The following is a 21,928-nucleotide window of genomic DNA, read 5'->3' on the forward strand; positions in this document are numbered from 1 at the left end:
GATTGATCAGTCAGATGTTGACCAGATTGTTTCTATCACTAGGTGTTTCATTATGTATAGTAAAATATCTAAATATATGTCTTTGTTTTAATCCACGATTTTCATTATACATGAGACATCGACAAAATGAGCTAATATTTTTATTACATTTATGTTTCAAAAACATGTCGTGATTGTCATACTTCGCCAAATCCTTGCAAATCCCACCTTTTTATCCAAGAAAAAAGCATGACCTTTTCGGCCATGCTGCAATCTTCTAAATCTATTTACCTATTTAATCAATTAATGTACAAATGACTTGTTCATATTTAGACAGTGTTTGAACACTGATTTGAAAAGAGGATGCAATCTCTTTTTTGCTCATAGATTCTTCTTGCTCCTGCATCCATAAATAATAAGATGCTGCTGCCCATGCAGGCGCATTTTTCTTATCTATGCCAGAAGCACGTGCCTGCTGAATAATATGGAATAACCAAAAATAAGGCATATGGCTGTCAGGCTGAACAGCTTCTTCCAAGCTGGATGCCGCCTGTTTTGTGAAAACCGCATCTTCTGAAAAAGACCGTTCTTCCATTTCATCTTCGTATAAGAGCAGTTCAATGAATTGCTGTTCAAAGGCTGTTTTCGCTGCGCGTGCGTCAAGGACAGATTGAAGAACGTCACGTTCCCCTTTTTGTTTGCTTACATAGTACGCCGTCAGCCGCTCCTCAATGGAGACCATTGGCTCAGTCTCCTCAGGTTTATCCTGCCATGGCTTGATTTCATCTGCATCGATATCTTCTTCGACCATCTTATCCCAAACCGTCTGCGCAAGCGTTTTATGACCTGTATAATAAGCTGCGCTTGCAAGCCAATATAAAAATGTACTATCTCCTTGAAAGCCTGTTTTGTATAAAGAATAAAGCCATTTAAAGGCCCATTCAAATTCTCCAACTAGGGCAAATGTTGCGCCAAGCTTATAACGCTGTTCACTTAATATTGGATACACGTGCGTTAATTGCTTTGCTAACGTCTTGACCTTCTCTTCTTCTTTTTCATAATGATAGAAGACTAGCTGGTTGCAAAGGGCATGCAGATTACCCGGATTTTCATGTAAAACCCGGTTCAGCATCTCTTTTGCCTGATGGATTTGACCAGAATAAAAATAGGCCAATGCGAGATTATTATACGCTGACCAAAATTCTGGATACTCAACAATCATCTGTTCCAGCATCTCAATGGCTTCATCAAGCCTGCCGCTTTCCAGTAAGTGATTTGCTTGATCCTGCTTCACAATCAGGTCATCCTGATCGTAAGGAAAATCTTCGTCCTCTTCGTCACTCATATCGAGCAAGTCAAGAAGGTCATCATTTTCATCTGCAAATTCTCCATTCTCTTCTAATGAAGCATAGGCAGTCGCTGACCTATATGCCTCTTGAAAGAGCCCTAAATTCGCATAATTATTGGCTTTAAAATAGTGACACTCAAACATATTTTCATCAATATGCTCAAGGATGAAATCAAGCAGTTCATTTGATTGTTGGTAATGACCCATTTCAGTATAAATAATAGCAAGCTGTGACAGCATTTCTACATTTTCAGGCTCGAGTACGATAGCCCGCTGTATGAGCTTACTTGCTCTAGATAGATTTCTTTCTCTATAAGCTTTTAGACCTTTATGAAAAAAGTAATGCCCATCTTGGAAGAGCTGGACGACTTGTGTGTGATTATTTTGAGAAGTGTATTTACTCACTGATACCCTCCATTTCGAACAGTGTACCGTGTGTAGTATAACATACTTCAAGAGTCGTCACATAGAACAAAAGAAAAGGAAGGATTTGTTTTACACTTGGAAAATAAAAAGCCAGAGGTGTCTCCGGCTTTTCACTCACCTTGATGACGTTTTTTTAATACTTTTAATACATCATCAAGCGGCAATTGCTGTTCACGTAATAACACAAGCAGGTGATACAGAAGATCGGCTGTTTCCCATTTCAATTCTTCTTGATCTCTGTTTTTCGCGGCAATGATGACCTCTGACGCTTCTTCCCCTACCTTTTTCAGGATTTTATCGACCCCTTTTTCAAAAAGATAGGTTGTATAAGCGCCTTCTGGCATTTCTGCCTGCCGTTTCGCAATCACCTGTTCAAGTTCATTGAAAATGGCAAAACGATCCTGCTCTTCCGTTTGACGCTTCACGCCTTCTTCCGAAAAGCAGCTATAGCTGCCAGTGTGGCAGGCTGGTCCACTTGGTGTGACAAGAACAAGCAGAGCATCTTTGTCACAGTCATATCGAATGGATGTGACTCGCTGAGTATGTCCAGATGTGGCGCCTTTGTGCCAAAGTTCGTTTCTTGACCGGCTGTAAAACCATGTTTCTCCTGTTTCTAGTGTTTTTTCATAGGATTCTTGATTCATATACGCCAATGTCAATACTTCCTTACTTTGAGCATCCTGTACAATCGCAGGTATCAGGCCTGCCTCATTAAAGGATAATTCGTTTGCCTGTTTCATCTGACCTTCACCCCGTGTTCTCTCAAGTATGTCTTTACTTCTTGAATTGAAGTCTCTTTATAATGAAAAATGGAAGCTGCTAAAGCTGCATCCGCTTCGCCTCTTGTAAATGCCTCCAGCATATGCTGAGCATTGCCAGCGCCTCCTGAAGCAATGACAGGTACGGTGACAGCTTCTGACACAAGCTTTGTTAATCGATGATCAAAGCCCTTTTTCTCGCCGTCAGCATCCATACTTGTCAGCAATATCTCTCCTGCTCCCCTCAGCACGGCTTCTTTTGCCCAATCGCTAACCTCTATATCCGTTTGACGGCGCCCTCCGTGTGTATAAACCATGTACGCTTTTTTCTCTTCATCGTACTTTGCATCTATTGCGACGACGATGCACTGAGAACCAAAAAAATCGGCGCCTTCTGAAATCAGTTCTGGTCTTAAAACTGCCGCTGTGTTCACAGATACTTTGTCTGCACCCGCTCTTAGTATGCGCTTCATATCATCAAGGTGGTTAATTCCGCCGCCTACCGTAAAAGGGATGGCAAGGGTTGACGCTACTTGCTTGACCACATCCACCATCGTTTTCCGGCCTTCATGAGAGGCAGAAATATCAAGAAAGACGAGTTCATCCGCCCCTTCCTCATCATATATCTGCGCTAATTCTACCGGATCACCAGCATCCTTTAAGCCGAGGAATTGCACCCCTTTGACCACACGTCCTTCCTTCACATCGAGACATGGGATGATTCGTTTTGTCATCATACGCTCTCAAGCCCTTCAATTGCCTCAGCTAAAGTAAACCGCTCCGTATAAAGTGCCTTTCCAATGATCGCACCAGAAACGCCTGACTGTTTTTGTGCTGACAGCTTTCGAAGATCGGCTACCGAACTGATACCGCCTGAAGCAATGACTTGTTTGCCTGTAGCTTCTGCTAAGCGAACTGTACTTTCCACATTAGGACCAGCCAGCATGCCATCCATTTGAATATCTGTGAAAATAAAGACCTCTGCGCCTTCCTTTGCCAATTCTTTGCCGAGATCCTCTGCCTTCACTTTCGATGTTTCAAGCCACCCCTCAGTCGATACGAATCCATTTCGCGCATCAATGCCAATCGCTATTTTCTCCCCATATTGCGCAAGCATTTTTTTCACAAAGGCAGGGTTAGAAACAGCCGAGCTGCCAAGGATGACTCTAGCTACACCACTGTTTATATAAAAAGCAACGTCTTCTTCTGTCCGAATGCCGCCGCCTATTTGTACATTTACATCTAAGGATGAAGCAATCGCCAGCACATGCTCATGATTGACGCGATTCCCCGCTTTCGCACCATCTAAGTCAACGAGATGAATCCACTTTGCTCCTTCATTTGCAAATCGCGTCGCCATATCGAGCGGCGAATCTCCATAAATGGTTTCTTGATCATAATCTCCTTGCACAAGCCGTACACATTTGCCATTTCTCATATCAATCGCTGGATACAATGTAAATTCACTCATCTGTTCACCCTCTGTTCGTTTGCTAATTGAATAAATTGTTTGAGCAGCGCCATGCCCGTTGTACTGCTTTTTTCAGGGTGAAACTGTGCACCTAGCACATTCCCCTTGCCGACAATTGCTGGTACTTGAACGCCATAGTCTGCGCTTGCTAATTGCTCTTCTGCATTCATATCCCTCACATAATAAGAGTGAACAAAGTACGCAAATCCTTCCGGTACCCCGTCAAACAATGGGGAGGGCTGATGAAATGTAAGCTCATTCCAGCCCATATGAGGCACCTTCAGCCTTTGCCCATCCTGGTCACGATCCTTTAAAAGAACGACACGCCCTTTTAGCAGCCCCAATCCTTTTGTACGCCCTGCCTCTTCACTCTCTTCAAATAACAGCTGCATCCCAAGACAAATGCCAAAGAGCAGCTTTCCTTCCTGCACTACTTGGTGGATAAACGCCTCAAGCCCTGTCTGTTTTAACAGCTGCATCGCATCACGAAACGAACCAACCCCAGGCAAAATATAAGCATCTGCCTTTTTGAGCTCCTCCACATCAGAGGAGACGATATAACTGGCGCCTGCTCGTTCCAGTGCTTTTGATACGCTGAACAAATTTCCCATTCCGTAATCAATGACGCCGATCATTAGAGCATCCCCTTTGTCGAAGGAATCCCTTTCACACGTGGATCAATGGTTGTTGCTTCATCTAAAGCACGTGCCATTGCTTTAAAAATAGCTTCAATCATATGGTGCGTATTGGTTCCATAGTGAACAATTACATGAAGATTTATACGAGCTTCTAACGCAAACTTCCAAAGAAACTCATGTACGAGCTCTGTATCAAAGGTACCGACCTTTTGACTTGGAAAGGCCGCTCTCATTTCCAAATGAGGACGATTGCTTAAATCGACCACAACCTGAGCAAGCGTTTCATCCATAGGAACAAAGCTGGAGCCATACCGCTTAATCCCCTTTTTATCACCTAACGCTTCCTTAAACATTTGCCCAAGTACGATGCCGATATCTTCTGTTGTGTGGTGATCATCAACATCCGTATCTCCTTTCGCATCGACGGTCAAATTAAAGTGTCCATGCTTCGTAAATAGATCGAGCATGTGTGTCATAAAAGGGACATCTGTTTGTATATCCGCTTTTCCTTCCCCATCAATCTCTAACGATAACGAAATATTCGTTTCATTTGTTTGTCTCGCTGTTTCCGCCTGTCTCATGACGATTCCTCCCGCTTTCTCGATTCAATCGACCTTGCATGTGCCTCGAGCCCTTCTAACCTGGCAAAAGCCGCAATGCTATCCCTGTGTGTCTCAAAGGCTTCTTGACTATATGAAATAATGCTCGTTTTCTTTTGAAAATCGGTCACACCAAGCGGGCTAGAAAATCTAGCTGTTCCGTTGGTTGGCAGCACGTGATTCGGTCCTGCAAAATAATCGCCCACCGGCTCAGGGCTATAACGTCCTAAAAAAATCGCCCCTGCATGCTTGATTTGACCAAGAAATGATTCTGGATATGCTGTCAGCACCTCTAAATGCTCTGGCGCTAACTGATTGACGACGTCTACTGCACGATCCATAGAATCTGTCACGTATATACGGCCATGATGTTGTATGGATTGTGCGGCGATTGATTTTCTTGGCAAGGTATCCAGCTGCGTTTGCACCTCAGCTTGCACGTTTTCCGCAAGTGTCTTAGACGGAGTCACCAAAATACTAGATGCCAGCGCATCATGCTCTGCTTGAGAAAGTAAATCGGCCGCCACCTCATGTGCTATGGCCGTGTCGTCTGCTAGAACCGCAATTTCACTTGGACCGGCAATCATATCAATATCTACCTGCCCAAATACTTCCCGCTTTGCCAGTGCGACATATATGTTGCCTGGACCTGTGATTTTATCAACAGGCTGGATACTTTCTGTTCCATAGGCAAGTGCCGCGACCGCCTGTGCACCGCCCATTTTATACATCTCTGTAATACCGAGCTCCTTCGCAGCAACGAGTACAGCATCAGAGAGGTAGCCGTCTTTCCCTGGGGGTGTCACAAGGACAATTCGCTGAACACCAGCGACAAGCGCCGGAATCACATTCATTAAAACAGATGATGGATAAGCAGCTGTTCCGCCGGGGACATACACACCAACTGCATCAAGTGGTGTCACCTTTTGTCCGAGCATCGAGCCATCTTGCTGGTGATAAAACCAAGAGGATGCCAGCTGACGCTCATGGTATGTGCGAATATGACGGATAGCCGTTTGAATCACCTGAATCATGGCCGGGTCCAAGCGTTCGAAGGCTTTTGTCATTTCTTCCTCTGTGACAAGCGAGTCTTCAAGCTGCACCCCATCAAATTGCTTCGTAAAAGACTGTACTGCTTGATCACCATTTTTCCTCACTTCTTGTATAATCCGCTGAACAGCCAGGCGCTGCTCTTCCGTGCCTGTATCTAAAGTCCGCTTGAGTGAGAGTGTCTCTGTCTCACCTTCTTTTATGTAGGTGATGTTCATGATGTTTCCTCCCCTTCAATGATTCTTGCAAGGCGCTGTGCCATTTCATCGATCACCGCATCCTTCATCCGATAGCTCACAGGATTGACAATAAAGCGTGACGTAATATCACAAATATGCTCCGTTTCAACAAGTCCGTTTTCCTTCAGTGTTTGACCTGTAGAGACAATGTCAACAATACGATCGGCGAGTCCGATGAGCGGTGCTAATTCAATGGAACCATTCAGCTTAATGATCTCTACTTGCTCCCCTTGTTCTCTAAAATAGGAAGATGCGACATTTGGGTACTTTGTTGCCACACGCGGCGCGACACCGCCCCAGCTGGCTCCCGGCAATCCGGCAACCGCTAAATGGCATTTACTGATGTTTAAGTCCAGCACCTCGTACACATCACGAGCTTCTTCGAGCATGACATCCTTCCCTGCAATGCCAACATCTGCTACACCGTGCTCTACATAAGTCGTCACATCCATTGGCTTCGCTAAAATAAAGCGGAGGTTTTCTTCCGGTACATCAATGATTAACTTTCTTGAATCCTCGAATTCCTCTGGTAGCTGATATCCCGCCTGCCTTAACAGCCCTGCGGCTTCTTCAAATATCCGGCCCTTCGGCATCGCCATCGTCAACACTTTACCCATTTTGCTCTCCCTTTCTAGCGCCGATAAAATAAGTCACCTGCTCAAATGCCTTGGTCATCGCGTCAATATTTTCAATCCCTGCTAAGTCTTGCAGCACGATCTTTTTCCCTTTTGACCGCTCCTTTTCTGCAAAAGCAAAAGCCTCCAGCCGTTGTTCTTTACTAAAAATCACTGCCTCCTGCGGCTCATTGATTTCTTTTGCATCAAGCGCTTCAAGCAGACGGTCTAATCGAAGTCCGAATCCTGTAGCTGGTGCAGGTGCATCGAAATGAGCAAGCAATTGATCATATCTGCCGCCACTTCCGATGACTGACCCAACATGATCTGCAAATACTTCAAACAAAATACCCGTGTAGTAGCTCATATGACTCACCATGCTTAAATCTAGACGGATATATTCTGTACAGCCGTAATCTTCAAGTGTCTCCCAAAGCGACTTTAACTGCGTGAGCACCTCTTTTCCTTCTTGTGAAACGACGATTTCCTCTGCCCGCTCTGTGACTTCCTGGCCGCCTCTTAACTCTAAGAGCTGTAACAGCCTCGTTTTATCGATGGAGGAGAGTGGCAATTGCTTCACATGCTGACGGTATCCTACATAATTCTTTTCATATAAGAATCGGCGAAGAACGTTTGCACGCTCTGTATTTCCCAGTACATCTACAAATAACGTCTCTGCTAAAGCGACATGCCCAATCGCAATTTTGAAGGACTTGAGCCCAGCATTCTTTAATGCGAATACGACAAGCGCGATCACTTCAGCATCTGCACTAATCGAACCGTCACCAATCAACTCAATTCCGACCTGCTCAAATTCTGATGGCCTTCCGCCTTCTCTTTCCTGCGCCCGGAACACATTTGCCGCATACCCAACGCGAAGCGGATACGCCTGTTCATGAAGCTTTGATGCTGCCACTCTCGCAATAGGTCCCGTCATATCAGGTCTCAGTACAAGGGTTTGCCCGTTCTGATCTAAAAGCTTAAAGAGCTGTGTATCTGTAATCGCCGATTGAACACCGACTGTATCGTAAAATTCAAGCGTTGGTGTCTCCATCAATCGGTAACCCCAACCATTCATAACCTCTGTTAAGGAATGTCTCACTTTTTTCTTCGTCTCATACAATCCTGGTAATGAATCCCGCATACCATATGGTTTCTCAAACATAAACATGTTCTTCTGCACCTCCAACACATTAAAACAAAAAATTCCGAATCCTTTAGTTCGCTAATATGATAATATGCTAACAAAATAAAGTGATTAAATCAATCATTTTTATTTTCTCTCTATTTTCATGAAAAATTTGTGGAATTATTACATTCAAGTGACACCTGTCCCTTTTCTATATGTTCGATGAAAGAACGTGCTATAATACATAAAAATATTGAATAAAACAGGAGATTACAGTGAAGTTCATCCAGACATTAATCTTAACTTTGTTGTGCGCATGCCTTGTTTATTTCGGCTTTATATACGTGACACAAATCGACCAAGTCAAAAAGACAGCTTCACCACACGAAGCAGCCAAAGAAAAAGAAAACGATACAGCACTCGCAGCTGAAGAAACACGTTCAACGAAAAAAACAGACACCACCTATTCTTCCTTAAAAGGAAGCAAAAAAGCCATGGACGTCATCCTCTACAATCAAATGGATGCCCCAAAGCTTTATAATGGATGCGAAGTTACAAGCTTAGCGATGCTTCTTCATTACAGCGGATACGAGCAAGTGACGAAAGACACATTGGCAAATGAAATTAAACGTGTTCCGCTCAATTACGAAAATGGCTTAAAAGGAGACCCACATGACGGATTTGTAGGCGATATGGAGAATGGACCAGGTCTTGGTGTATACCATGAACCTATTTATCAGCTTGCGAAAAAATATGCGGGCGCTCAAGTCGTCGATTTAAGCGGAAAACCTGTCAAAAAGGCCATCTATCAATCACTTGAAAAAGGGTATCCTGTTTGGGTGATTACCACATCCACCTTTGACAAAACAGATAACATCGAAACATGGAATACACCAAATGGCAAAATAAATGTAAGCTTTAATATGCATAGCGTGGTCATCACAGGCTATGACAAGGAGCATGTCTACTTAAATAACCCATACGGAGAAAAGAATCAAAAAGTCGATCGCGACCAGTTTGAAGATTCTTGGGAACAGATGGGCAGTCAAGCGATTATCATTAAAGCATAGAATAATTTCTCTTTGAAAACATGAAAAACCATCCTCTATCCGAATAGAGGATGGTTTTTTTCATGATGATGCTTCTATGATTTCCTTCAGGCGCTCCTCAAGCTTTTCAGCTGTCATCGCTCCTCCGCCTACATTGAAGTATTCATCCCCTTTTTTTAATAAAAGGGCAGGGTAGCCATTCACTTGAAGCTGATGAACCTTTGCAAAGTCGGCATACGCATCATTGATGACTTCTTTTGTTTTCATTCGTTCAATGACGATATTAGGATCAAGATGATGTGCCAGAGCGATTTCCTGATACGTTTCATCATCGCTCAGGCTTTTTCCGTCTTGATAAAAAGCCTTTTGCATAGATGAAGCCAAGTACAATGTACGATCTGGAGCAACGGATCTTAATGTTGAAAAACCAATGGCTGCAGCCTCAGAGTCTAAGACAAATGTCCCGTTTGCTAGCAGCTTCTGATAACGTTCACCAAACTCAACGCCAGTTAGCTGACTGATCCGCTGATTCGCTTCTGATATATGTGGATATTCCTTTATTGGAAGACTTCTTTCTCCTACAAATAAGCCGCCAGATACTAGCGTCAGTGACATTTCAGGATGATTCTCATGCAAAGTACGGATACTGTTGGAAAATCCATAACACCAGCCACAATAAGCATCCCATACATAAATGAGAGACAATTCTTGATCATTCATACGTTAACTCGTTTTTTAGCGTAACGAATTGATTTATTCTGCTTCAGATACAACAGTAAAACGTTCTCCAACATGGACAGCCTGCTCAATTTCATCGACAAGCGCAATGGCGAAGTCAGCATAGCTCACATAGCTGTCACCTTTAGAATTGACAATCAGCTGGTCTTTCCCTTTCACATAAGAACCTGTGCGTTTGCCTGCTGGATCAAAGAATGCAGCAGGGCTGAGAAAAGTCCATTTTAACCCTTCGGTTTGTTGAAGGTCTTTGAGGTTTTCACCTTGCTGTGAAGCAGTCGCCATATACTCCTTTGGAAATTCTGGTGTATCAACAAGTCTTGTTGTTTTGGCTTCATCAACAAAAAGACTGCCCGCTCCGCCCACAACGATTAAACGCGTATCGGGTACTTCTTTCAAAATATCAATCAGCTTTTTCCCAGCCTCTACGTGAAGGTGTTCTTGTCCAGCAGGTGCGCCAAATGCATTGACGATGATATCAAACCCTTTAATGTCTTCTGCTTGTAAATGAAACACATCCTTCTCGATAACAGCTACCGATGAATCTGTCACTTTTTTCGCATCTCGAACGATGGCTGTTACCTCATGTCCTCTTGATAGAACCTCTTTTACAATTTCCTGTCCTGCTTTACCTGTAGCGCCAATAATACCGATTTTCATATGAATTCCTCCTGTAAAATGATGTTATTCGATAAACAAAGGTGTAACCAATTCAGTTACAACAGAGGTAAAAAAAATTGAATAGATCATCCAATTTTTTTGATTAACACCTGCGTTAGTTCACTTAATTTGATCTCAGCAAGCACTTGCTCCATCGCACTTTGAGCGCGGCACAAGATTAACTCAAGCACAGCTTGGATATTTGCACCAATCGGACAGTCAGGATTTGGGCTTTCATGGATTTGAAACAATTCTCCCTCATCCACCACTTCAACCGCTTTATACACATCAAGCAGCGTGATATCGTCTTCACTGCGGTTCAGCTGAGAACCGCCTTTGCCAAGACTCGTTGAGATTAGGCCTGCTTTTTTTAATTTACTCATAATACGGCGGATGACCACTGGGTTGGTATTCACACTTCCTGCGATATCCTCCGATGTCTGTAATGATCCTTTTTCAAGTGATAGCAAGGCCAGAATATGGACAGCGACAGTAAATCTGCTGCTGATTTTCATGTTTTCTCACCTCTGTTGTAATCATTATAGTTACACCACGACATATTGTCAACAAAAAAATCTGCCGAGCTACTCAGCAGACTTAGATTGACGTGCTTTCATTTCTTCTTTCGTATAAATCATGCGCATTGGATTTCCTCCAACAAATGAGCCTGCTGGAACATCCTTATGTACAAGTGTAGCAGCCGAAACGATCGCTCCATCCCCAATGGTCACACCAGGTAAAATGGTGGAATTGGCTCCAATTAAGACTTCATCACCAATATAGACTTCCCCAAGTCTGTATTCTTTAATCAAATACTCATGGGACAAAATGGTCGTATTATAGCCAATGACAGTATTTCGACCGACCGTGATTTTCTCAGGAAACATGAGGTCGACCATGACCATTAAGGCAAACGCTGTATCTTCGCCGACCTTCATACGAAGAAAGGTTCGGTATATCCAATTTTTCATTCCCATAAAAGGCGTGTACCGTGCGATTTGAATGAAAATAAAGTTTTTCACCACTTTGAAAAAAGGGACTGTCCGATAGACTTGTCTTAACGAATTGACCCCTTTTACAGGATAACGATCTGTTTTTCTCAACTCAATCAGCTCCAACAATCGCCAGAAGATCACTCATTTTCTTTAGCATAAAATCAGGGCGATGCTTTAAAAGGGCTTCTTCTCCCTTAATTGACCAAGCAACACCTGCTGTTTTTGTCCCTGCCGCTTGACCAGACAAAATATCGTGATAATTATCGCCGACCATCACCGCTTCATGTGGATCACTGCCAAGCTTGGATAATGCCAGCTGGACAGGCTCCGGATGCGGCTTCTCATTTTCGACATCATCGAGCGTCACAATCACTTCAAAAAATGGCTCTAAACCAGTCAGCTTCAATCCCATTAACACTGTGTCACGTATCTTTGTTGTGACAATTCCAAGCTTAAACCCTCGATCCTGCAAGACTTTCAATGTATCTAAAACAGTCTCATATTCAGTGACGAGCAGATCATGCTGTTCATGATTAAACGTACGGTACATCTGAATCATGTCATCCGTTAGATCAGGATCCATCGCAGAGAATGTATCAAATAATGACGGACCAATGAAATGAAGGATCTCTTCACGGCTGTACTGACCAGGGTAATAATGATCAAGCGTATGTTGAAATGAAGCAATAATTAATTCATTCGTATTGATTAATGTGCCATCTAAATCAAATAGCACGGTGTTAATAGTTGATTCGTTCATATGGCTTCCTTTCTAACAGCTGCGAGATCGCGCTTTCGCCAAATATAGCTAATGGCAGCTGTTAATAAAATAGCAGATATCAAACGGATGACAAGAAGCGGCCATACAGGAATCCCAAGTGGAATAAATATCAGCGTATCTTCGACCACTGCATGGCAGGCAACAAGGAAAATGAAAGCAAGAGTTAAATCCTTTTTACTCACGCTGTCCTCTTCCACTGCCTTCATCATCACGCCAGCTCCGTATGCCAGACCAATGGTTAACCCAGCGACCATCGTCATCGACGTATTTTCTTTCATCCCAAGCATTCTCGTAAATGGAGACAGCCACTTAGACAGCGTATGGAGCCATCCTAAATCTCTCATGAATTGAATGATGATCATGAGAGGGATGACGATACAGGCGAGCTGGAGCACACCGAGTACGGCTTTTTGTAAAGCGACAAGGACAATCATGTACCAGCTGGAAGGCACATCAGCCGTTTGGGCAGCCGTCAGCAGTCCATATTGTGCCGGCTCCTGGCCTCCCTGCCAAACGAGATGAATGACAATAGCCGAAACAACAGCAAGACTGATTCTGACCAGCAAAATGACAGACACTCTCAGTCCAACCTTTGCTGCCACTGTCGATTCGATGATCAGGTTATGACAAAAGGACAGCATCACGGCCAATATGAACACTTCCTTCACAGGAAGATCTAGTGTCAAAATGGCGGCTATGCCCGCATACAAGTTCAGCACATTTCCTAACACAAGCGGAATGGCTGCTTCTCCTGAAAGACCAAACAATCCCATAAATGGCCGTATGAATTGAATGATCCAATCCATAACAGGCGTATGCTGCAAGATACTGACGAGAATGGTAACCGGAAAGATGACTTTTCCAAGTGTCCAAGTTGTCGATAACCCTGCTTTTAAGCCGTTTTTCCATGTCTCCCGCATCCTTCTGATCCCCCCTGCTTTAATTCGATGAGTTGTTCTCTTTATACGGAATCGATGCGTGACCTTTTATTCTTCTAAAGATGATCAGCAGAACAGCCACTGCAAAAATGGCAATCGAAATCATTTGAGCGATCCGAAGATGTTCTGTCAGCATCAAACTGTCCGTTCTCATACCTTCTATGAAGAAACGACCGATTGAATACCAAATTAAATAAGACAAGAAGATTTCGCCTCTGCGCATCGATGTTCTACGTAATAAAATCAAGATCACAACACCGGCAAGATTCCATAATGATTCATATAAGAACGTTGGGTGATAATACGTCCCATCAATATACATTTGATTAATGATAAACTCAGGCAAATGCAAATTCTCTAAAAAGGCTCTTGAAACAGCCTCACCATGCGCTTCCTGATTAATAAAGTTCCCCCATCGTCCAATGGCCTGCGCTAGTAAAATACTAGGTGCTGCTACATCGGCTATTTTCCAGAAGGACACCTTTTTCACTTTTGTGAAGACGATCGCTGTCAGCACAGCACCTATCAGCCCGCCATGAATAGCAATTCCGCCATGCCAAATCTTAATGATTTCATTTGGGTGCTGCTGATAGTAATCCCATTCGAAGGATACATAATAAATTCGTGCACAAATAATCGCTATTGGAATGGCAAATAAGATTAAATCAATAAACGTATCTTTATTGATTCCTCTTTTCTCACATTCTCTTAGTGCGAGCCAGAGTCCTAGTAAGGCTCCGACCCCAATGATCACACCATACCAATGAACCGAAAGAGGTCCGAGCTGAAAAGCAATCGGATCAATTGGCTGAATCGCTTCGTTCATATAGACAACTCCTATTCTTCTTGGCCATTGTCTTCAATGACATCGGCTAGTTTACTTGTAAATTGTTCCGCCGCATTATGTCCCATGCGTTTTAACCTGAAGTTCATCGCAGCCACCTCAATGATAACCGCTAAGTTTCGACCAGGGCGGACAGGAATGGTCAGCTTCGGTACATCTGTATCGATGATTCGCATCTTCTCTTCTTCAAGTCCTAAACGATCGTACTGTTTGCCTTGTTCCCAAAGCTCAAGGTTCATCACAATTGTAATTCTCTTATAGCTTCTGACAGCCCCAGCTCCAAATAAGGTCATCACATTAATGATGCCTAATCCACGGATCTCTAAAAGATGTTCGATCAGCTCTGGTGCGCTTCCGACTAACGTATCCTGATCCTCTTGACGGATTTCCACGCAATCATCTGCGACCAGCCTGTGTCCTCTCTTTACTAATTCTAAGGCTGTTTCACTTTTTCCTACTCCGCTTTTTCCAATTAACAATACACCTACACCATATACATCTACGAGCACGCCATGAATCGCGGTTGTAGGTGCAAGCTTGCTTTCTAAAAAGTTGGTCAAACGACTCGAAAGTCTTGTCGTTTTTAGGCTTGAACGTAACACAGGTACACCATTTTCATTTGAAGCTGCAATTAATTCCTTCGGCACTTCACGATCTCGTGACAAAATAATTGCAGGGGTAATATCAGTACAAAGAGACATCATTCTCTGCTTTCGTTCGCGTTCTGGGAGCTGTTCAAAAAAAGAAAGCTCTGTTTTCCCTAAAAGTTGAACTCTTTCTTTTGGGTAATATGTAAAATAACCAGCCATTTCAATACCTGGTCTGGAAAGATCACTGATTGTAATGGGACGATTAATCCCTTCTTCCCCACTTACCAGTTCAAGATGAAATTGTTCCATTATGTCCTTCGTACGAACTTTCGGCACGCTTCTTCCTCCTTTTATCACAGGCGATTCAGAAATACAGCTCTATTTTATCACTTTCAATGATGATCCCAAAACAGTATTTTATCCTGATCCTGTTTTCCGTTCATCAACTGGTATAGACAACTATACTTAAAAAGGGTAAACTAAGTCAAAGACAATGACTAAAGGGGGCACAATCATGAGCAGCTCTTTATTGCTCTCCAATATTCATATTGTGACAAAGACTGAAATGATGACAAACGGTTTTGTCGGTTTACGCGACGGCAAGATTGACTATATTTCAACATCACCACCGACAGGAAATTATGAAAAAGTATATATTTCCCGGGAAAACTTTTATTTACTTCCCGGAATGATTGATATTCACATCCATGGTGGATATGGAGCAGATATGATGGATGCGACATCAGAAGCCATGAATACACTCGCTGCTAACTTACCATCAGAAGGAACGACAAGTTTTTTAGCCACAACTATCACTCAAAACCATCAGGTAATAGAGCAAGCACTTAAAAATGTCGCCCAGTGGAAACAATACAATGAAGAACAAGCAGGCGTTCAGGCACAATGTTTAGGTATCCATCTTGAAGGTCCTTTTATTTCTAAAGATAAAGCAGGGGCACAGCCTGTTCAATGGATCAAGCAGCCCGATCACCCTCTTTTTGAAAAATGGCTGGATGCTTCTGAACAGCTTATTCGAATTGTCACGTTCGCACCTGAGGAAGACCCTGACTTTGCTTTTCTTTCCTTGTTGCAAGAAAAAAATATTATTCCTTCTATTGGACATACGAATGCCCATCATGACATGATTGAATTAGCAGCAAAGCATGGTGCACGCCATGTCACACATCTTTATAATGCACTGAGTTCGTTTCAGCATCGTGAACCAAACGCTGTAGGAGCTGCTCTTACGAACGAGGATCTTCATACTGAGCTGATTACGGATGGGATACACTCTCACCCACTTTCCATCAAGCTTGCCTATTTAGCAAAAGGAAGTGATCGTTTAATAATGATCACTGACTCGATGCGCGCAAAAGGACTCGGAAATGGCACGTATGAGTTTGGGGGCCAAACAGTCACAGTCAGCGGCGAAAAAGCTTTACTGGCAGACGGTACACTAGCAGGATCGATTCTGCGCATGAAAGATGGCGTCAAACGGATGAAACAGATCACACATTGCGAATGGACAGAGATCGCAAAGATGACCTCAACTAATGCAGCCATTCAGCTAGGACTGGATCAGCAGCTTGGTTCGATCGAAGTTGGAAAACAAGCAGACCTTGTGATCTGGGATGAGTCTGGCGAACTAATGATGACGATCTGTCATGGACAAATCGTCTTTGAGAATAAGGAGGCCAACCACTAATGAACATCATTGAATTTGAAGATAAAAAACAATTAGGGAAAGAAGCAGCAGCCCTGATCGCGCGCACAATCGCTTCTAAACCAGATGCCGTACTCAGCCTGGCAACGGGCGGTACACCTCTTGATACGTATCAAGAGTTAATTCACCTTCATCAATCACAACAATTGTCATTCAAACAAACAAAAACAGTCAATTTAGATGAATATGCAGGACTGGAGCCAGATCATGAAAATAGTTATATGACCTACATGAAACGTCATTTATTTGATCATATTGATCTTCCACAGGATCAGTATTTTCTTCCAAATGGCGCTGCACCTGATTTAGAAAAAGAATGCTTAAGATATGATCAGCTCATTCAAGATATAGGCGGCATCGACCTTCAGCTTCTTGGAATCGGTCAAAATGGACATATTGGGTTCAACGAGCCCGGTACCCCATTTAACTCAAAGACTCATGTCGTGCAACTAGATGAAAACACACGGCAGGCCAATGCAAGATACTTTTCTTCTATTGATGAAGTGCCTACACATGCCATTACCATGGGCATTGCAAGCATTCTTTCTAGTAAAAAAATTCTCCTTCTTGCATCAGGAAAATCAAAAGCGAAAGTGATACAATATTTAGAACAGACTGAGATACATCCAGACTTCCCAGCATCTGCTCTGAAACTTCATGAAGATGTGACGATTTTGATTGATCGAGAAGCTGGTTCACTACGCTAAAGCTAAACACGAGAGGATTTTCACATGTTTATTGATAAGCAGTCACCTATTCCGATGTACCATCAGATTATGGAGAACTTGAAAAAACAGATTGAGGATGGAACATTAGCACCTGATACACTCATTCCTTCTGAAAGAGAATATGCCGAACGCTTTGGTATAAGTCGAATGACTGTCAGACAAGCCTTATCGAACCTTGTGAACGAAGGATATTTGTATCGACAAAAAGGAAAAGGCACCTTTGTGAGTCGAAAAAAATTTGAACAGCCGCTTCAAGGTTTAACAAGCTTTACAGAGGATATGCGTCAGCGTGGTCTTAAAGCTTCAAGCCAGCTGATTGATTTCAAAAAAACCGTCTGTCCAGATCACTTGCTGCCTGTCTTACAACTCTCAAATGGCGATGCTATATTTGAACTCAAACGGATACGCCTCGCAAATGATGAACCGATGGCGATTGAAACGAGCTATATCCCTGAAGCATTTGCCGGAGATTTAACAAGGGAACATTTAATTGGCTCTATATATGAATATATAGAGACTCAAACAGGCCTTACAATTGCTCATGCAAAACAAGAGCTTGAAGCGAATGTTGCTTCAAATGAAGAAGCACATGTGCTGTCTATATCAACAGGTGATCCCGTACTCTCAATCGCAAGAACGACTTATTTTCAGAATGATATTCCATTTGAGTATGTCCTTTCCGTTTATAGAGGAGATCGTTACAAGCTAATTCATACAATGGAAAGATAAACAGTGCCCTTATAAAAAGAGCACTGTTTTTATTTCCTAAGAAATGTTGCTTCACGATCATTTTTTGTATGAATTTTCCATATTGGCGAAATCGCTTTTCCTTGAAAACGATCTTTTGCTACGGTGTACCAATAATAATCTTCGTTTGGCTTTAAGCCTTTCCACTCAAAGCTTGCTTTTTTGCCGCTTCTTACACCGCGCGCCTCTCCTATCAAAACATTTGTGTACACATTGAGTTCAAAATAGTTGGTTTTGACAGATTTCATTTTTGGTGTCAAATCCACATCGATTGAAAATTCATCTTGATCTCCATACGTTTTAGGATCGTAGAAATGCTCTTGATTCAAGTAAGGTGAGTATGTCGTAAAATGAAGCTGGTTTTTTTCCTGATCGGCTGTTATCAATCGCATAAACCCTTGTCCCCCTTCAGGTCCTGACTGATAATCAGCAAGTATTTGATATACTTTCCGGTCTACTTTACCATCCTTGTCATCGTCAAGCTCATCTACTTTCCTGCTCGCTCCGTGATAGTGTCCGCTAAATACCGCCACTATATTGGGATGGCGCTTCACCACCTGATGAAAGATGAGGTCACCAATCGGGCTACGGTTGCCACTGACCAACAAATATTCATGGAAATTTAAAATGACAATACGGTCTGGATGCTCGGAAATCACACGGTTCAACCAATCAATTTCATTTTGCTTAATCCCCCAGCCCATGTATACCATCATATAATCATTGCCACCGGCAGAAATGAGATCATAATGACCTCGATTGTTTTGATAGGATTCACCATAATACGGTTTATTTGCAAAACGTTTCTCACCGAAATATTTCCCATATTCCGCATAAAAACCGTCCTTATGTCGAACATCATGATTTCCTGCTAAAACTCCATAAGGAATCTGATGCTCATCTAACACGCGCATAAAGGTATCAGCACGATGCCATTGTTTATCTTTTGAATCATCCACAATGTCACCTGTATGGAACACATATTGAATGTTTAACTTTTCTCTCTGGTCTCTGATCCACTCGACCATTTGTTTAAAGATATGGGGATAGCTTTTTGCATAATACTGTGTGTCAGACATCCAAACCATCTTATATGGCTTTTGCGCTTTACTGATTTCATCCTGTACAAGCAAATCAAACGTATGATTCTTCATGTACTGTCTGACTGACAGCAGTCCTTTCAGGTAAAATTCCTTCTGATCCTTAGCAAAATGATGAGTGATTTTATCCCACTTTTCTTGCTGATGGTTCCATGCATACATGGTCACCTTTCTACCTGACAATGAACTCCCTTTCCACATCGCCTCGACGACATCCTTTTCACGTACATCTTGATCAACCTTGATTTGAAAACGATGATAGGGAAAACGATGTAAATCCTTCGTTTCAACTGACTTACCATCAGCAAATGCAATGCGATTTCGTTCTTGATTAGAAAAAATCGCTTCTCCTTTTTCAGTAAAGCTCTTTGGCGGTTCTGTCTCCGCTGCATATTTCAAAATCTTCATTGATGGATGGAGTGATGTATATTGATAGGCACGGTAAAAGGAATAATCCAGTTTATCATTCGTTGGATCCTTGGTGAGCACAGTTTGCTTAGACGATTTCATTTTTGTCTTATCTGCTACTCGTTCTGGTGGCTCAGGGTGCTCATGTACCGTCTTGAATTCCTTTTTCAACGTTGACATGTTTCCTGCGGCATCTTTTGCTTTAATTATCAACGTGTGTTCCCCCGGGTTTAATTCGCTAGAGGACGTCTGGTATGGCAACGAAACTAGCTTGCCATCTACATATGCTTTCATCTCTTCTATGTCACTCCAACGATCTGTTACCTTTGCTTTTAACGTAAAAGCTCCTTTATATGGATCCTTTGTTTGCACGTTGGTTTTAATTTTTGGACCTGTATTATCGACCATCACATGTAAAGATGCATGCTCGTCTGAGGTTTTGGCCTCAATCAGGTGCGGTCCCTCTTTCAACCTTCTTGTATCCCACTTCATATACGTTGAAACATAAGCTTCTTTTGGTATGTCAAATTGAAATGTTCTGACCTTTTTGGCGTTACCGCTGTCTCCCATTCTCCATTCTTTTTGCGGCCTTGCATTGATTGGAGGAATTTGAGTTCCATTCGACAGAATCATCCGGACGTTTTTTAGTTCAAAATCATCGTGATTCTCGCCAGGCAGCCGGTCTACTGGAGAAGTCTTCGTTCCAGCATGGAAGGAGATCGATTGGAAACCTGCTTTTTTCATCTCTGCTTCTGGTATTGGCATTGTATAGGTACGATACACTTTTGTCGAATCATCAAAAATAGCAAGTAAGTGCTTACCTATGGACACACCATTTTTAAAATATAAATTTGTCCCTTTGACATCAAATGCAATATATGGATCTGCTTCAAGGGCAGAAAATACTTGCTGATTCCGCTTTCCATCTATTAATAATTCAATGCTTTTTTTCTGATCAGACGTAGCCTTTAATGGAAATAATCCTGAAACCGTATCTCCTTCTTCTACGTTGAATCGAAGGCCATGAGCTTTGCTAACTTGCTCCACATCAATCATTTTTTTCATCGTCATTGCTGTATTTTCACCGTCTGACGCTTCTAGCTGATATTCCAATTGTTCTTTACCAATCAACTCAGGTGAGTAAATAATATGATGAAATAACCGGTCGTTATGATCTTTTTGAAGTAGTAATTCTTTGAAATCATCTTTCCGATTTGTTCGATAGCGAAGCTTGACGGTTTTGACGACCTGATCATCCTGTACATCTGCTTTAATCTCTATACTTTCAGTTGGTTTCACTGGTTTTTTCACTGTCATATCTTCAATCACAGGTTTATGGATATCCTGCGACATTTCTTTTTTCTCAGATGGAATTTGTGCTTTTAGCACTTTTCCAGGAGTAGGCTCTTCTTCAATTTTCGAGATCAGCTTCATTTGCGAAGTACCGTCCATTGGATATTTGAACAGCAAAGATTTATGCTCACTAAACCATGAAGGTTTCAAGCGAAATGCTGCTGAAGAAATCTCCTCCCCTATATTTGTTGTGATGGAAACAAGACGAGATTTAGAGTTGGACAGCCCTTTGCTTTCGATGACAGATACATCCTCTCCCTCTTTTAATTCACTTTTGTACATGGCATTGAAGTCCGCTATAGTTAAATGCTCCTGCCCTTTTTTCCTCAGCCAGAAAACATACGGTTTTCCAGGCGAAAGAGTAACTGGATTTGTGTGAAAGGAATACACATCATCCATGTCGGTTCCTTGTGCAGGATTGCGATAGCGAAGCTGATAATGTTTAAGAGAGATCGGCTCATGTGTTGTGTTATATACCTCAATAAATTCAAATGCATCTTTGCCTTTGCGATTTTTTGAATTGACCACAATTTCTGTGATGACTAAGTCCGGAATGCGTGAAAGATCCTCTTCAAATCCATTTAAGTGGACAGATTGTTCTGCCGTTTTAATCACGGACTTTTGCGTAAGAAACTCTGTATAGTAACGAACGGTTGAATTCCATAATTGATCTGGCGGAATTTTCGCTGTAAATTCTGGCTTCATACCTGGCAGCCGTTCCATTGGGATCAAACGGTACCCTAGCTCATCACTTTGTTTATAATACAAGTTCGCAGACAAAATTTGTTCCGCATCCGTAATAGACGCACGAAACTGGAGATCACGGCTTTTTTCCCCTAGAACTGGACGGACATCCACATGAAAGGGATCAAAGATAAAAGGAGAAAAAGGCTTGTCTGGTATATTGACTTGTGTTTGAATAAAAGGCCCTGCTGAAGCAGGCTGATTGAAACAAAAAAGAATGATAAAAAAACATAAAAGCATGATTTGTCTGCTCACGTTCACCATCGTGCACCGCCTCCCTTC

Annotated in this window: 22 protein-coding genes; 4 read left to right on the top strand and 18 right to left on the bottom strand. The window is 42.4% G+C overall.

Annotated features, from left to right (window positions below):
- Positions 1-274: 274 nt before the first annotated feature.
- The 9 genes from MHH68_RS15775 to MHH68_RS15815 form a co-directional block, all read right to left on the bottom strand.
- The gene (locus MHH68_RS15775; protein ID WP_339163994.1) at positions 275-1,732 is read right to left on the bottom strand and encodes a tetratricopeptide repeat protein; all 1,458 of its coding nucleotides are present in this window, start codon (positions 1,730-1,732) and stop codon (positions 275-277) included.
- A 131-nt stretch (positions 1,733-1,863) separates the two neighbouring features.
- Positions 1,864-2,493, bottom strand: a complete 630-nt coding sequence (hisIE, locus tag MHH68_RS15780) for a bifunctional phosphoribosyl-AMP cyclohydrolase/phosphoribosyl-ATP diphosphatase HisIE (RefSeq protein ID WP_144461768.1) — start codon at positions 2,491-2,493, stop codon at positions 1,864-1,866.
- Positions 2,490-3,248 carry an imidazole glycerol phosphate synthase subunit HisF gene (gene hisF / locus MHH68_RS15785; RefSeq protein ID WP_058013611.1) on the bottom strand — a complete coding sequence of 253 codons (759 nt, stop codon included), beginning with the start codon at positions 3,246-3,248 and terminating at the stop codon, positions 2,490-2,492. Before hisF ends, hisIE begins: the two co-directional genes overlap by 4 nt.
- On the bottom strand, positions 3,245-3,982 hold the full coding sequence (hisA, locus tag MHH68_RS15790; RefSeq protein ID WP_339163999.1) for a 1-(5-phosphoribosyl)-5-[(5-phosphoribosylamino)methylideneamino]imidazole-4-carboxamide isomerase: 738 nt from the start codon (positions 3,980-3,982) through the stop codon (positions 3,245-3,247). The genes hisF and hisA overlap by 4 nt, the downstream gene beginning before the upstream one ends.
- On the bottom strand, positions 3,979-4,617 hold the full coding sequence (gene hisH / locus MHH68_RS15795; protein WP_058013609.1) for an imidazole glycerol phosphate synthase subunit HisH: 639 nt from the start codon (positions 4,615-4,617) through the stop codon (positions 3,979-3,981). Before hisH ends, hisA begins: the two co-directional genes overlap by 4 nt.
- On the bottom strand, positions 4,617-5,201 hold the full coding sequence (gene hisB / locus MHH68_RS15800) for an imidazoleglycerol-phosphate dehydratase HisB (protein ID WP_058013608.1): 585 nt from the start codon (positions 5,199-5,201) through the stop codon (positions 4,617-4,619). Before hisB ends, hisH begins: the two co-directional genes overlap by 1 nt.
- Positions 5,198-6,487 (bottom strand): histidinol dehydrogenase, encoded by a 1,290-nt coding sequence (gene hisD / locus MHH68_RS15805; RefSeq protein ID WP_339164003.1) that lies wholly within the window; start codon positions 6,485-6,487, stop codon positions 5,198-5,200. Before hisD ends, hisB begins: the two co-directional genes overlap by 4 nt.
- Positions 6,484-7,125, bottom strand: coding sequence for an ATP phosphoribosyltransferase (gene hisG / locus MHH68_RS15810; protein ID WP_003213329.1), 642 nt, complete (start codon positions 7,123-7,125; stop codon positions 6,484-6,486). The genes hisD and hisG overlap by 4 nt, the downstream gene beginning before the upstream one ends.
- Complete coding sequence (locus tag MHH68_RS15815) at positions 7,118-8,293, bottom strand: ATP phosphoribosyltransferase regulatory subunit (protein ID WP_106029371.1); 1,176 nt, start codon at positions 8,291-8,293, stop codon at positions 7,118-7,120. The genes hisG and MHH68_RS15815 overlap by 8 nt, the downstream gene beginning before the upstream one ends.
- A 233-nt stretch (positions 8,294-8,526) precedes the next feature.
- Between MHH68_RS15815 and MHH68_RS15820 the strand changes: the two genes are divergently transcribed.
- Complete coding sequence (locus MHH68_RS15820; RefSeq protein WP_339164007.1) at positions 8,527-9,321, top strand: C39 family peptidase; 795 nt, start codon at positions 8,527-8,529, stop codon at positions 9,319-9,321.
- 60 nt (positions 9,322-9,381) lie between these two features.
- Here MHH68_RS15820 and MHH68_RS15825 read toward each other — a convergent pair whose 3' ends face one another.
- From MHH68_RS15825 to hprK, 8 genes are all read right to left on the bottom strand, one after another.
- Positions 9,382-10,020, bottom strand: a complete 639-nt coding sequence (locus MHH68_RS15825) for a DsbA family protein (protein WP_339164009.1) — start codon at positions 10,018-10,020, stop codon at positions 9,382-9,384.
- Between the two features lie 33 nt (positions 10,021-10,053).
- Complete coding sequence (locus tag MHH68_RS15830; RefSeq protein WP_339164012.1) at positions 10,054-10,695, bottom strand: NAD(P)-dependent oxidoreductase; 642 nt, start codon at positions 10,693-10,695, stop codon at positions 10,054-10,056.
- A gap of 86 nt (positions 10,696-10,781) precedes the next feature.
- Positions 10,782-11,210: an Rrf2 family transcriptional regulator gene (locus tag MHH68_RS15835; protein ID WP_003213266.1), complete on the bottom strand. Its 429-nt coding sequence runs from the start codon at positions 11,208-11,210 to the stop codon at positions 10,782-10,784.
- Positions 11,211-11,279: 69 nt separating this feature from the next.
- Positions 11,280-11,798, bottom strand: a complete 519-nt coding sequence (locus MHH68_RS15840) for an acyltransferase (RefSeq protein ID WP_339164015.1) — start codon at positions 11,796-11,798, stop codon at positions 11,280-11,282.
- A gap of 1 nt (position 11,799) precedes the next feature.
- Entirely contained in the window at positions 11,800-12,450 is a 651-nt protein-coding gene (gene ppaX, locus MHH68_RS15845; protein WP_339164019.1) for a pyrophosphatase PpaX, read from the bottom strand.
- Positions 12,447-13,391 carry a nucleoside recognition domain-containing protein gene (locus MHH68_RS15850; protein ID WP_339164021.1) on the bottom strand — a complete coding sequence of 315 codons (945 nt, stop codon included), beginning with the start codon at positions 13,389-13,391 and terminating at the stop codon, positions 12,447-12,449. The genes ppaX and MHH68_RS15850 overlap by 4 nt, the downstream gene beginning before the upstream one ends.
- Before the next feature lie 19 nt (positions 13,392-13,410).
- Positions 13,411-14,235, bottom strand: coding sequence for a prolipoprotein diacylglyceryl transferase (gene lgt, locus MHH68_RS15855; protein WP_119125435.1), 825 nt, complete (start codon positions 14,233-14,235; stop codon positions 13,411-13,413).
- Positions 14,236-14,246: 11 nt separating this feature from the next.
- On the bottom strand, positions 14,247-15,179 hold the full coding sequence (hprK, locus tag MHH68_RS15860; protein WP_268497514.1) for an HPr(Ser) kinase/phosphatase: 933 nt from the start codon (positions 15,177-15,179) through the stop codon (positions 14,247-14,249).
- A gap of 178 nt (positions 15,180-15,357) precedes the next feature.
- On the opposite strand from hprK, the gene nagA reads away from it, so the two are divergent.
- The 3 genes from nagA to MHH68_RS15875 are packed head-to-tail and all read left to right on the top strand — an operon-like array spanning position 15,358 to position 18,023.
- Entirely contained in the window at positions 15,358-16,548 is a 1,191-nt protein-coding gene (gene nagA / locus MHH68_RS15865) for an N-acetylglucosamine-6-phosphate deacetylase (RefSeq protein WP_339164023.1), read from the top strand.
- Positions 16,548-17,273, top strand: a complete 726-nt coding sequence (gene nagB, locus MHH68_RS15870) for a glucosamine-6-phosphate deaminase (RefSeq protein ID WP_144461746.1) — start codon at positions 16,548-16,550, stop codon at positions 17,271-17,273. The genes nagA and nagB overlap by 1 nt, the downstream gene beginning before the upstream one ends.
- A 24-nt stretch (positions 17,274-17,297) precedes the next feature.
- Positions 17,298-18,023: a GntR family transcriptional regulator gene (locus MHH68_RS15875; protein WP_306011254.1), complete on the top strand. Its 726-nt coding sequence runs from the start codon at positions 17,298-17,300 to the stop codon at positions 18,021-18,023.
- Positions 18,024-18,052: 29 nt separating this feature from the next.
- On the opposite strand, the gene MHH68_RS15880 is transcribed toward MHH68_RS15875, so the two are convergent.
- Positions 18,053-21,910, bottom strand: coding sequence for a metallophosphoesterase (locus tag MHH68_RS15880; RefSeq protein ID WP_339164027.1), 3,858 nt, complete (start codon positions 21,908-21,910; stop codon positions 18,053-18,055).
- Between the last annotated feature and the right edge of the window lie 18 nt (positions 21,911-21,928).

The organism is Bacillus sp. FSL K6-2841 (genome assembly GCF_037976435.1).
GTDB lineage: Bacteria > Bacillota > Bacilli > Bacillales > Bacillaceae > Bacillus > Bacillus pumilus.